Genomic DNA, 13,099 nt, shown 5'->3' on the forward strand with positions numbered 1-13,099 from the left:
GCATTATATTGTTGTTTTGGCAATCACCAGCGCAGGCATACATTTTAACCTCTTATATCAAATCACTAAAATGAACACACCTTCTACGGAAATGAAACACACTTCTTTATTTAAAAAATTGCTGTTTACCTGCCTCGTTTCGGTATGCATTATTGCCTGTAATTCCAAAACACAGGAAGAAACCGACACACCCGCGACAGACTCTTCAGCTATTGCGGATACTGCCCAATCTGAGCTGAATAGTAATCAGTCTGCATTATTGGAAACCATGCTGGGTACTGCTCCTGCCGAAGGAACCATATTAAGAGGTGTGTCATTCGGAGATCCTGTAAGCAAAGTGAAAGCAACTGAAACTTTTGAAATGTTTGAAGAAGTAGCCGATCACCTGGGCTACACGATGGAAACGCCTCAGCTGGAAACCATCGATGTTCAGTATTTCATCAATAAAGACAAAAAAGTAGAAAGCATCAGAGTGGATGTTTATCTGAACAGTGCCGATGCAACCAAACAACTCTGGAACGCGGGGAAAGCACACTTTACAGAACAATATGCTGCTCCGAAAGAGGAAGGAAAAGTTGTGACCTGGAATAAAAATGCAGTACGTGTGAACATGGAAGACGTCTCTTCAGGCAAAGATTATGGATTAAAATTTGAATTTTCCCCGGCCGGAGCTGCTGTTCTTGCCAAAAAATAAAATGTATCTTCCCGGCGTTGAAGTTAGCTCCTGCCAATAGAATACATCGTTTTACCATTAATTAACAATATGAAAAACCACAAGTTAGCTTTATTAGGACTGATATGCCTTTTTTCAATAGAGGCTATAGCTCAGAAAAAATCGAAGAAAGACGAACTGATCACTATAAAAACAGAGCAGGGAACCATGCAGGTGATCCTGTTTGATGAAACCCCTAAGCACAAAGCCAACTTCATTAAACTGGCAAAAGACAAATTCTATGACGGTCTGCTTTTCCACCGTGTTATCGAAGGCTTCATGATCCAGGGCGGTGACCCTGAATCCAAAAATGCAGAAGCCGGAAAAATGCTTGGCAAGGGAGATAATGGCTATAAAATTCCTGCCGAATTTAACCAGAATCTCTTCCATCAGAAAGGCGCATTGGCCGCGGCACGCGACAACAATCCTGCGAAAGAATCAAGCGGATGCCAGTTTTATATAGTGCAGGGTAAAAAATGGAGCAAAGCTGATCTCGCCAAACAGGCAGTAAGAGCTGCACGTAAGATTTCTGATGAACAGAAAAACGTATATGAGACGATTGGCGGAGCACCTCATTTGGATGGAGCTTATACTGTATTCGGACAAGTAATTGACGGTATAGATGTGATCGATAAAATCACCTCCTATCCACGTGACGAGCGCGACAGACCGGAGAAAAATATTGCGATGAAGGTATCAGTGAAGAAGATGAAAAAGAAGAAAATCACAAGAAAATATGGTTGGAAATACGCCGCCTGAAATCCTTTTCCTTCCAAACAAGCTTCATTTTGACTAAGAAAAAAATCCTCATCACAGGATCCAATGGATTACTGGGCCAGAAACTGGTGAGTCTGTTGATTACCAGGCCTGATGTAACTGTCATTGCCACAGCAGCAGGAAAAAACCGGCTGCCTTATGATACCGGTTACAAGTACCTCGAAATGGATATCACTGACCCCGCAGGGATTGACCGGGTAATTGCTCAAATACGCCCTGATGTGCTGATCCATACAGCAGCCATGACCAACGTGGATCAGTGTGAAGCAGAAAAAGAGACTTGCTGGAAACTCAATGTTACAGCTGTTGAATATTTGATTGAAGCGTGCCGGAAGTACGATGTTTTTCTTGAACACCTTTCAACTGACTTTGTATTCGACGGCTTAAACGGACCATATCAGGAAGATGACGCCCCCAATCCGGTAAGTTTCTACGGGTGGAGTAAATATGCTGCAGAAAAGGCTGTCATCAATTCAGGATTGCGCTGGAGTATTGCCCGAACTGTGCTTGTTTATGGCATTGCACACGACATGAGCCGGAGCAATATTATCCTTTGGGTAAAAAAATCATTGGAAGAAGGTAAGGCCATCAAGGTGGTAACAGACCAGTTCAGGACTCCTACCCTGGCTGAAGATTTGGCCATGGGCTGCTATCTTATTGCAGACAAAGAAGCAGAAGGCATTTTCCATATTTCCGGAAAGGATTTTCTTACACCTTACCAAATGGCCATTATGGCGGCTGAATATTTCGGTCTGGACAAATCACTGATTTTTCCGACTGATTCATCCGCTTTCTCTCAGCCCGCCCGCCGTCCGCCCCGCACAGGCTTTGACCTGACGAAATCAAGAGAAGTGCTGGGTTATGAACCGCATTCATTTACGGAGGGAATTGGGATTTTAGAGGGGCAGCTATAAAAGGTGCTTCGGTTTATTGCCTTTTATCAAAATTTACTATTGCACTTCATTCTGACCTGTAGCACGCTCTTCTGGTACTATTTACCATTTGGGGCAATGCTGGATCGGAATCTCTAAAAACTATTTGCCCGTTTTTTTTGCGAAAGTCGCTATCTTCATACGTTTCGCAACACAGTGACCTTACTGACATCTGCACAGTCTTAGTATGGCTTACATCCAGGTTAGGGAAATCTCAATAGAACATTTACCTAATCGGAAGAGCCAATTCAATGGATAAATGACCATAGAAGAGCATTGCTCAATACACTAAACTGATTAGTAAATGAAATTTTTTACCATCCTCTTCTGTCTGGTATCTAACATTTTATTTGCTCAGAATTTTGTTCTACCCCAAGGCGAATACATGGATACGACAAGCGTTTTTCATTCCGATTGTGCTCCTCCTTATGCTATTTATTATTATCAGGTACAGGCCAAATATCCGGTCAGTTCTCCGGCACTGCTTACTGAAGCCAGAGCATTTCTGAAACAAAATAGCAACTCAATAGAAAGTTCAGGTTATATCACTTTCCGGTTTTTTATAGACTGCAAAGGTTCCATGAGCCGGGTTCAGGTATTGCAAACTGACGAAAATTACAAAACCACGCATTTCCCCAAAGAGTATGTAAATAGCCTTTATCTTTTTGTCAAAACCTTGGATAAATGGCCGACTCAGCTCCAGATACAGAATATTAAAAACATCAATTATATCGCTTTTATCTCATTCAAAATCAAAAATGGGCAGGTTGACAATATTATTCCTTAGCTTTTTACTGTTGAAAGTGAATGGCTACTCACAGTCGGTGGCCGATTGCAAGTCCAAAGTTTTTCAGGATAGTCTCGTTCAGGTGTATTCAGAAAAAGCATGGAAATTCGGATACAATCACCCACAATGGCAGGCAAGCTGGGACAGCCTATTGGCTATTTGCCCCGATATAGCCATGGCGTATAGGGAGAAAGCTATTCCCTATTTAAAAAACGGAGATTATGCCAAAGCTTTCCAGTTGGAAGACAAAGCAGTAGAGCTTGATCCGGAAAGTTGGATTGCCTACCGGGCATTTCTGCATTGTATTTTCACCAAAAACTACGAAAGGGCATTAGTCGATTTTGAGCGTGCCGAAAAGCTGGTTCCCAAAGCCTACATTATGGACCATACCTATTCTTTTTATAAGGGATTATCCTGCCTTGGGTTAGAGGAATACGACAAGGCTGAGCAAGCTTTGTTACTGGATATAGCTCAACAGCATGAGAAAAGTGCAAACAATGACACTCATTTTAATTCATTCCTTTATCTCGGAATTGTCTACTATGAAATGAAGGAATATGTCAAAGCAGAAAAAGTTTTAAAAGATTGCCTCCGGCTTTACGAACAACTGCCAGAGGCAAATTACTATCTGGCTCTCACCTTCAAAAAAACAGGTAATGCGATGGCTACTCAATATTTGGAGAAAGCAAAGGAATACTTACAGCTGGGGTATAAAATAAATGAAGACAACGAATTTTATGCCAACTACCCCAAGCAGATTTCGCTGTCAGATATTAACAACAAATAATACCTCAATGCTTCTTCGGTAAGTTCAATACAACTTCTCATAATATTCCCTCGCCATTCTGTCGGAATTGAATTCCTGGCTGACGTCGTTCATACTATTCAATACCATTTCTCCCCATTTCTCCTGATTTTTATAGTACGTTGGAATCACGGTTTTTTCCAGTATCGTGAGCAGATTTTGTGAATCCTGCTTATTGATGTCGTCGCCTTTGGCAACCGGTAAGATGAAGGAGTTTTCTCCGTCACGGGCAAATTCACAAATCCAGCCATCGAATGTGGACAGGTTGAGAGATGCATTCATGGCGGCCGTCATACCACTGGTTCCCGATGCTTCACGCGTTACCACAGGAGTGTTGAGCCATATATCGGAGCCATCTTTCAACAACTTTGATAAAGCCAGTTCATAACCTGTAAGTACCGCCACATTTGAGAAGTGATGGCTCAGATAGTACAGGTGGTTAAAAGTATTAATGGCTCCTTCGTCTTTGGGATAAGGTTTCCCCGCCCAGATTATCTGCACGGGACGAGAAGTATTTTTCAAAATTTTGGTAAAAAGCTCCATATCCCACACCAGCATGTCCGGTCGTTTATAAGCTGCAAAACGTCTGGCCCAAACGATGGTTAATACCTCCGGATCGAATAGTTTACCACATTGATCAGCCACAGTTTGGAACAAAACCTTTTTCAACTCTTTCTTCCGCACCGAGATCTTACTGATATCCTTGTTCAACCGGGCTTCTTCCAATGTTTTATCTACCCAATAGGTCTTGTTCTGGGCGTTGGTAATATGACCTATTTCCGCTATTCCGGAAAACGACTTCCACATATTCCTGGACACTTCTCCATGCAGCTTTGAAACTCCGTTTGCCTTCCTGCTCATAGAAAGCGCTGCAAGTGAATGGTTGAAAACATCGCCTGCATTTCCGCTTATCTTACGAACCTCATCCAGAGAAAGTCCCGAGAAAAAGCCTAAACCCTCCAGAAACTGGATATTGTGTTTTTCATTACCAGCTTCCTCAGGCGTATGCGTTGTAAACACAACCTTCTTTTTCAAACTCTCTACAGCTCCAAACTTTTTATAAAGCTGAAAAAGTGCTGAAACTGCATGTGCTTCGTTCAGATGGTACACCTCCGGCTCATACTGCAACTCTTCCAGCAAACGAGCCCCTCCTATCCCCAAAACCATACATTGAGCCACTTTCATGGTAGCATCTGCATCGTAGAGCGAATGACTGATCGCTCTTGCTTGCGGATCATTGCCATCCGTGTCGGTAGTAAGTAAAAACAACGGTGCAGACTGAAATACATCGGGAGGCAAATAATAAGCAGCTACCCACACCTGCTTTCCCAGTATCGGGATCTGAAAACGAATACCTGTATCCTGTAAAAAATGATATATTTTCTCTCTGAACTGAGGTTCCATACTCCCGTCCATTCTGCGATCCTGATCATAATAGCCATATTTCCATAACATGCCTATACCGATCAGATTCTGTTTCAGTGCATACACACTTCTCATATGTGATCCTGCCAGAAAACCCAATCCGCCGGAATAGATTTTCAGCGACTGATCAATGGCAAACTCCATGGAAAAATAAGCAACAGACTTTTTGTATTTCTTATCCGCTTTCAACGGATGCTTATAGGGTAAAGCAAAGCTCGATTGTGGCATAAGTGATCAGTTTGAAAATGAATGTGATGATGCCGTTGAAATTAATAAAACTGTACCATGTAACCTTTCAGCCTCAAAATAAAAAGCACCTGAATGAAGATTTCAAACAGGTGCTTATCAGCTCATTGAATTTTCTACTTTCCGAAAAGTCTTGCCCAGAAACCTTTGGCCTTTGTTTTAGTCTCTTCGTATTTCTCACTTGCAGCCTCTTTCAGCTCCGCAATTTCGACTTCTGCTTTTGCTTTCAGCTCAGCAGCTTTTACCTGTGCCTCTGCAAGTTTTTCAGCCGCCAGCTCTTTAGCATCTTCCAATGCTTCCTCTGCATCTTCCCGGAAATCGGCCAGCTTTTCAGAAGCTTCGGCTCTCAACTCTTGTGCCTTTTCTTTTGCTTCATCAAATTTCTCGCTTGCGGCAACCTTAAGATCATCTGCCTTATCCGACAAGTCTGCAGCTATTTCCTGCGCTTTTACCTTACCTGCAGCTATGTTCAGCTCAACTTCATTCTGAAGCTGACTGACTTTACCCGAGATTCCGGAAGTTACTTCATCCACTTTTTCGGAAGTTTCAGCTTTTACTTCTTCAATCTTCGTCGCTGTTTCTTCAACCTTGTTTTCAACAGCAGCTACTACTTCCTCTTTTTTGTCAATCGCTGCTTCTTTCGCTTCTTCAACTTTTTCTGTCGCGTCTGCTTTTACCTCAGCTGCTTTTTCTTCAACAACAGTCGTTGCCTCATCAGCCTTATCCGCAATTTGCGCTTTCACCTCTGCAACTGATTCCTTTGCTTCTTCCACTTTGTCAGCAACACCCGCTTTCATCTCTTCTGTGGTTTCAGCAACATTGTCTTTTACAAGCTCTATCTTCTCGTCCACCGCATTTTCAACCGCAGCAATTTCAGTCTCAGCAACTGCTACAGCTTCGTCCTTTACTTCAGCTGCTTTGTCAAGAACATCTTCTTTAGCATCCGAAACAGTTTCTTTCAGTTCTTCTGTTTTCTTTTTAAGCGATTCATTCTCGTCGTCGGGTATCAGGTCGGTTGGTGTAGCCATCGGGAACAATGTTTAGGTATTTAGATAAGAAAGGATGAAAATGTAAGCTACAAAGGAGTTGCGAACGTTGCAAACATTGTTATTGCTTTTTACCTAAGCTAACCTTCTTATGATCAATTTTTTAACAAATTCATAAAACGGATCAGGCTGTAAGGTACGCCAGTTATTGAGTTGCAGCGTTCCGCCAAAGTTGATATAGTAATCCAGTCTGAATTTTTTCCACTGCTGCTCTACATGTTCCCTGAAATTGACAGCTGCAATCCATCCATCCTCTACATCGTCAAACCATTCAGCATAATAGTCGTCCTCGGCTCCATGAAAATCCAGCACATTTTCCCCCATAAGAATAAATTGGTTGATCCCTTCGTCTATCAAAGGATCAATCACCTGCCTTTTGAGAAACATGATATCGTTGTGAAGAGTATCGTTCCATTCGCCAAACAGCTCGATTATCACATACTTTTTTACATAGTCAGCAAAGAGAATTTTGACATACAAAGTCTCTGAGCCTATATGGTCCCAAAGCGGGTGGATGTAGTAACCATAAATCGCATTTTCAAAATAATCAAGATTATAGGTTCTTCCATAAAACGGAGAGCGCTCATCATGACTTGCTACATAATGTTTTTCCCAGTTGTAATAGGGCTCAATCTCTTGCATACATAAGTCGGTTTACAAACAGCTACAGTCCAAAAATAAAAAAGACTTAAACGATGTTGTGCATCATTTAAGTCTTTTAAATACTCTGCCTGATTACAAATCAGGTTTATATGCTTTTACAACTCACGGATCCAGATATTTCTGAAGCTGGTTGTGTTGTTGTGATCCTGCAACTTGATCGGGCCACGTCCGTGGGGCTCTATAGTTGGCTGACCGATATATGGAGTCGTTCCCTGAATGGCAGTATGGTTTTGTACCAAAACGCCATTGTGCAATACAGTAATGTATGGAGGAATCGTCATCTGTCCATCCTTATTGAAATGCGGAGCCGTGTAAACGACATCATAAGTTTGCCATTCTCCGGGAGCAACGGTTGCATTCACAAGCGGCATAGTTTGCTTATATATCGAACCTGCCTGGCCGTTGGAGTAAGTCGGGTTATTATAACTATCCAATACCTGTAACTCATAAATGCCCTGCATGAAAATACCGCTATTTCCGCGTCCCTGACCATTACCATCTACTTTTGCAGGTGTTCTCCATTCGATATGAAGCTGGTAATCACCAAATGTCTGTTTGGTTTGAATATCACCTGACTTAGGACTCACAGTCATAGCACCATCCCCTACCGTCCATGGCGCTGCAGGATTACCTTGCTTACTTGAAACCCAGTTATCCAGGTTTCTTCCGTCAAACAAAACGATTGCATCCGAAGGGGCGGTAAAGCCTGATACAGCAGGGTTAGCCTTCCCGGGAACAATTACACGTGGTACCGGATTCCAAAGTTCGCTCGACTCAGGTGTTTGCTTGGATGGTTGTAGCTGGGCATGTGCAACTGCTGCTGTCAAAAGACCAGCCGCAATCATTGTAACTTTTTTCATAGATTATCAATCAACTTTTAATTGTAGATTATAAAGGTATTTGGGAATATGGATTTACTTGTTTTGAAATACAAATCATGCTGCTCAACAGAATGATGCAACAAGATCATTGCCAAATTTACATTTCTTAAATTGTATTATACACGTATAATCTAAAAATATATATTGTCAAATCAACACTTTTTAATATTCTGCTTCCGGAACCTTATGCTTAAATAACTATGGCGCATATCTTTAAACATAGGAATGTGTATATTGCCGCCCGTTTTATTCAGTGACTTACAACAGGTTGGACTCACCTTAATACAGCTCCTGATGACTTTTAAATTATACCATCGCTAAGCATAGCATGCAACCGGGTAAGAAAAACAAGAAAGTTTCGATAAGGGATATCGGAAGAGAACTGGGCATATCTATCACTACTGTGTCCTTTATCCTTAACGGGAAAGCCAAAGAGAAAAGGATCAGCGATGCGCTGACGGAAAGAGTTCTTGAATTTGTTGAGCGGATCAACTTCAAGCCCAACATGATGGCACAAGGGTTGAGGACGGGGAAGTCCAAAATCATTTGCCTGATGGTGGAAGACATTTCCAATAACCTGCTTTTTGCAAAAGTGGCAAGATATATTGAAGAAGAAGCACACAGCAGAGGCTACAGGATCATCTATTGCAGTACGGAAAATAAGAAGGAAAAAGCAACCGAACTGATTCGCCTTTTTCAGGACCGGTCGATAGATGGATATATTATTACACCTCCTGAAGGCATTGAAGAAGAGATACAATCATTGATTAATGATGGAATCCCTATCGTATTAATCGACAGAGGGCTGCCCGGACTCAGCTGCAACCAGGTAGTTATAGAAAACCTGAACAGTACATACGAAGCCATCACACATCTCATTTCAAACGGGTACAAAAATATCGGCTTCGTCACTTTGGATTCCAACCAGACTCAGATGACCGATCGCCTGGCAGGTTACCAAAAGGCTCTTGATCAACACCATCTGAGTTCTTTTGTCAAAAAACTTGGGTTTCATCAGACTACCGAGCAAAATGTGCATGAGATTACCTCATTTCTCAATACACATCCGGAACTCGATGCCTTGTTCTTCTCTACCAATTACATCGGAGGCTGGGGACTTCAGGCTATTAAAAATTTAAATCTCCGCATTCCCACCGACCTGGCAGTTGTCTCGTTTGACGATCAGGACTTGTTTCGCTTTTACTCTCCTACGATCACTGCTGTGGAACAGCCTGTTCAGGCGATTTCAAAGGAAATTATCAGGCTCATGCTGAATGCTCTTGAAGATAACGACACTAACATTCATCAGATTACCCTACCAGCCAAGCTTATTATTCGTGAATCATCTTTGCCGGCAACCGTAAATGATGAACATGTATTTTTCAAATAATATTTGCATAATACTACGAATCCCTTTACCTTGGCATCGGAATTCCTCTAATCTCTTTCTAAGACTGTATACACTTGTTATACTTCAATCAGGAATACTAAATTTCCCAAAAAATACAGGAAAAGTTACAAATTTTTAATAAATTATTTAACAATAAGCTAATAGCTAAATCGTTTTAGTTTATATAGATAAAATTAGAACTTTATCAAGATAACATTTCACCTATGAACTTAACTATTCCTAACCCAACCTTTTATATCAGCCATTAATCATAGTGTATTTCAGCGCATTGTGCTTAATGGCTAAATCGATTTAGCCCAATACCTAATAATTAACCTATAATCACTTTTATGAAACAAAAAGTACCTTCCAGCCGTCGCAGGGCAAGCGGCGGTAAGCTGAGGATGCTGTGCCTGGGTTCAATAATCCTGGCTCTTCATCTTTCGCCGAACTTAATTCATGCCGAAACAAGTAAAGTCCTCGTTTCCAATTTCACTGCACAGCGCACTTCTGCTGAAGACATCGTGATAAAAGGTCGCGTTGTAAGTGCAAAGGACAAATCAACACTACCGGGTGTATCTGTTATCGTGAAAGGAACTTCTAAAGGAGTTACTACCGATGTGGATGGTGGCTATACCATTACGGTAAGCAGCCCTCAGGACGTACTTATTTTCTCTTTTGTAGGAAGCATTACACAGGAAGTTACAGTTGGAAACCGGTCAGTTATTGACGTGGATCTTGCTGAAAACGCGAAGCTTCTGGACGAAGTGGTCGTTGTAGGTTATGGTTCTCAGACGAGAGAAAGAACCACTTCTGCGATTTCCAACATTACATCTGCCAACTTCAACAACTCAGGTGCAAGAAATGCAATGGACCTGATCCAGGGTAAAGTGGCAGGTTTGAGCATCAACAGAAGCGGATCAAACCCTAACTCAGGTGTTTCTATGCAGCTTCGTGGGGTTACTTCACTTACGGGCGGTCTCTCCCCTCTTGTGGTAATCGACGGTATTCCTGGTGGAAATCTTGATCTGTTGCAACAGGATGACGTAGAATCGATCAGTGTATTGAAAGACGGTTCTGCAGCCGCTATCTACGGAACCCGCGCAAACGGTGGTGTAATCCTTGTTACAACCAAAAAAGGACAAGCTGGCAGCGCGAAATTCGATTACAATACTTATTTCAGAAAGGAATACGTTCGTAATCGTCCTGATTTCATGAACGCAGATCAGTTCCGTGCCAAAATCGCTGAAGGAATCTATCCCGCAAGCGCTGATTATGGCAGTACAACTGATGCTTATGATGCCTTGATCAACCATGGTAACCTTACCCAAAACCATAACCTGGCTATGTCGGGCGGAGCAAAAGGTACAACTTATCGCGCCAGTCTTTACTATCAGGATCTGCAGGGTATTGCTAAAGAAAACGGTCGTAAGCAATATGGCGGACGTCTGACGGTAATGCAGACAGGTCTTAAGGATCGTCTTACTGCTCAGCTGAACCTTGCTACCAACTTCAACAAAGCTAACCTTTTGGGTGGCGGAGGATGGGAAGGATCGCTGATCAGAAACCCGACTTTGTCTTTCTACAATCCTGATGGTTCTTACTATTTCGAGCAAACCAGTACCAACGAGGTGGCTCGCTTGAAGCAGGAAACCAACCGTCGTCAGCAACAGACTACCTCAGCCGATGCAAAATTCAGTCTTGAAATTCTTCCGGGCTTACAGGCTTCTGTATTCGGAGCGGTACAGCGCAATAGCTATATCGACGGTGCTTATCGCTCGCTGGCATCTGAATTCTCAAAAGAGAATGACGTATATCCAAACGGTGGTTATGCAAGAAGATATACTTACCTGAGCAACAACTATACGCTGGAACCTACTGTGTCTTTTGATAAGACAATCGGTGCTAACCATACCATTAATGCAGTGGGAGGTTACAGTTACCAGTATGCTGTACAGGAAAACTTTGAGGCTACTAACTACGGATTTGTAAATGACATTTTCGAAGAGAACAACCTTGAAGCCGGTAGCCAGCTGGTAACCGGAAAAGCAAACATGAAAAGTGGAAAAGGTGACAACACGTTGATCGCGTTCTTCGGTCGTGCGAACTACTCTTTCATGGACAAATACATGGTGTCGTTGATTCTGCGTCATGAAGGTTCTTCACGCTTCGGCGCCAACAACAAATGGGGGAACTTCCCGGCAGCTTCTGTGGGATGGAACATCAGCAAAGAGAAATTCATGGAAGGTGTTACTTTCGTAAACAGCCTGAAATTAAGAGCCGGATATGGTGTAACGGGTAACCAGGACATCGCCAACTATTCATCTCTGGTAACATTGGGAACAGGTGGTGTGTATGTGAATCCGGATGGAGAATGGAGACAAACTTACGGCCCTAACCGTAACCCGAACCCGAACCTGAAGTGGGAACGTAAAAGCGAATTCAACGTTGGTGCAGACTTTACTGTACTTAACAAAAGGTTAAGCGGATCTTTGGACGTATTCAAACGTGTAACCCGTGACCTGCTTTATAACTACACTTCTCAGCTGCCTCCTTTTGTTCGTGAAACAATTTATACCAACGTAGGTGCAATATCTAACCGTGGTGTGGAATTGACATTGAATGCTGTACCGGTACAAACTAAGGATTTCAGCTGGACAGTGGATGCAACGGGAAGTTATGTAAAAAACATTGCTGACGACCTTTCAAACGACGTTTACAAAGTTGAAGCTATTACAACAAGTAGCATCGGTGGTTACGGAGCATTGGGCGAAGCCATTCGTATCGAACAAGGCGGCCAGTTGGGTAACTTCTACGGAAAACGTTTCGCAGGTTTTACAGATGACGGAAAATGGTTGTTCTATAACCGCAACGGAGAAAAAGTAAGATTCGATCAGATCAACAATTCAGCTGATCCTAATGTATCTGACCTTTCTATTATCGGTAATGCCATTCCTAAATTCAACGCGTCTTTGACCAACAATTTCACATATAAAAACCTGAGTCTGCGTGTGTTCATGAGAGGCCGTTTTGACTACGATATCCTTAACACGATGGATCTTTCCTACGGTAACAAGGTGTCTATTCCAAACAACCTGCTGAACAGTGCTTTCGGAAAACATGCGAGACTGAACGATACTTATCAGTACTCAGACTACTACCTGGAATCAGGAAGCTTCCTTAAACTGGATGAGATTACTTTGAGCTACAATTTCAAGTTGAAATCTGATATCATCCGTAACCTTAGAGTGTATGCTACCGGTGCTAACCTGGCAACATTTACCAAATACACGGGTAACGATCCTGACTTCGTGAATGACACAGGTTTGGGAAGAGAAGATGACGGACAGCGTCGTCTGGGTATCGATGGCCGCAGCGCTTATCCAAACACCCGCTCATTCCTGGTAGGACTTAGTTTTGGCTTCTAATTTTAGT

The 13,099-nt window shown here is 42.4% G+C and carries 11 protein-coding genes; 7 read left to right on the forward strand and 4 right to left on the reverse strand.

The annotated features are described in order from the left end of the window. The first annotated feature begins 70 nt into the window (after nucleotides 1–70). From DSL64_RS19035 to DSL64_RS19055, 5 genes are all read left to right on the forward strand, one after another. Nucleotides 71–694: a hypothetical protein gene (locus DSL64_RS19035; RefSeq protein ID WP_229217146.1), complete on the forward strand. Its 624-nt coding sequence runs from the start codon at nucleotides 71–73 to the stop codon at nucleotides 692–694. A gap of 69 nt (nucleotides 695–763) precedes the next feature. Continuing rightward, the gene (locus DSL64_RS19040) at nucleotides 764–1,471 is read left to right on the forward strand and encodes a peptidylprolyl isomerase (protein WP_115832511.1); all 708 of its coding nucleotides are present in this window, start codon (nucleotides 764–766) and stop codon (nucleotides 1,469–1,471) included. Between the two features lie 29 nt (nucleotides 1,472–1,500). After that, a complete protein-coding gene (locus tag DSL64_RS19045; RefSeq protein ID WP_115832512.1) occupies nucleotides 1,501–2,403 on the forward strand; it encodes an SDR family oxidoreductase in 903 nt (300 codons plus the stop codon). Nucleotides 2,404–2,725: 322 nt separating this feature from the next. Then, nucleotides 2,726–3,208: a hypothetical protein gene (locus DSL64_RS19050; RefSeq protein ID WP_115832513.1), complete on the forward strand. Its 483-nt coding sequence runs from the start codon at nucleotides 2,726–2,728 to the stop codon at nucleotides 3,206–3,208. Next, on the forward strand, nucleotides 3,189–3,995 hold the full coding sequence (locus tag DSL64_RS19055) for a tetratricopeptide repeat protein (RefSeq protein WP_158547948.1): 807 nt from the start codon (nucleotides 3,189–3,191) through the stop codon (nucleotides 3,993–3,995). The genes DSL64_RS19050 and DSL64_RS19055 overlap by 20 nt, the downstream gene beginning before the upstream one ends. Before the next feature lie 24 nt (nucleotides 3,996–4,019). Here the strand turns inward: DSL64_RS19055 and glgP are convergent, their stop codons facing one another. The 4 genes from glgP to DSL64_RS19075 all read right to left on the reverse strand — a co-directional run bounded on the left by glgP (nucleotide 4,020) and on the right by DSL64_RS19075 (nucleotide 8,253). Further along, complete coding sequence (gene glgP / locus DSL64_RS19060) at nucleotides 4,020–5,666, reverse strand: alpha-glucan family phosphorylase (protein WP_115832515.1); 1,647 nt, start codon at nucleotides 5,664–5,666, stop codon at nucleotides 4,020–4,022. A 134-nt stretch (nucleotides 5,667–5,800) separates the two neighbouring features. Then, nucleotides 5,801–6,712, reverse strand: coding sequence for a hypothetical protein (locus DSL64_RS19065; RefSeq protein ID WP_115832516.1), 912 nt, complete (start codon nucleotides 6,710–6,712; stop codon nucleotides 5,801–5,803). Between the two features lie 93 nt (nucleotides 6,713–6,805). After that, nucleotides 6,806–7,372 (reverse strand): hypothetical protein, encoded by a 567-nt coding sequence (locus DSL64_RS19070; protein ID WP_115832517.1) that lies wholly within the window; start codon nucleotides 7,370–7,372, stop codon nucleotides 6,806–6,808. A gap of 116 nt (nucleotides 7,373–7,488) precedes the next feature. Next, nucleotides 7,489–8,253 carry a 3-keto-disaccharide hydrolase gene (locus DSL64_RS19075; RefSeq protein ID WP_115832518.1) on the reverse strand — a complete coding sequence of 255 codons (765 nt, stop codon included), beginning with the start codon at nucleotides 8,251–8,253 and terminating at the stop codon, nucleotides 7,489–7,491. 349 nt (nucleotides 8,254–8,602) lie between these two features. Between DSL64_RS19075 and DSL64_RS19080 the strand changes: the two genes are divergently transcribed. Both DSL64_RS19080 and DSL64_RS19085 read left to right on the forward strand, forming a co-directional pair. After that, on the forward strand, nucleotides 8,603–9,664 hold the full coding sequence (locus tag DSL64_RS19080) for a LacI family DNA-binding transcriptional regulator (RefSeq protein WP_115832519.1): 1,062 nt from the start codon (nucleotides 8,603–8,605) through the stop codon (nucleotides 9,662–9,664). A gap of 350 nt (nucleotides 9,665–10,014) precedes the next feature. Next, entirely contained in the window at nucleotides 10,015–13,092 is a 3,078-nt protein-coding gene (locus tag DSL64_RS19085; RefSeq protein WP_115832520.1) for a SusC/RagA family TonB-linked outer membrane protein, read from the forward strand. The last annotated feature ends 7 nt before the right edge of the window (nucleotides 13,093–13,099 follow it).

This window comes from Dyadobacter luteus, from assembly GCF_003383615.1.
In the GTDB taxonomy this organism is placed as follows: Bacteria; Bacteroidota; Bacteroidia; order Cytophagales; family Spirosomataceae; genus Dyadobacter; species Dyadobacter luteus.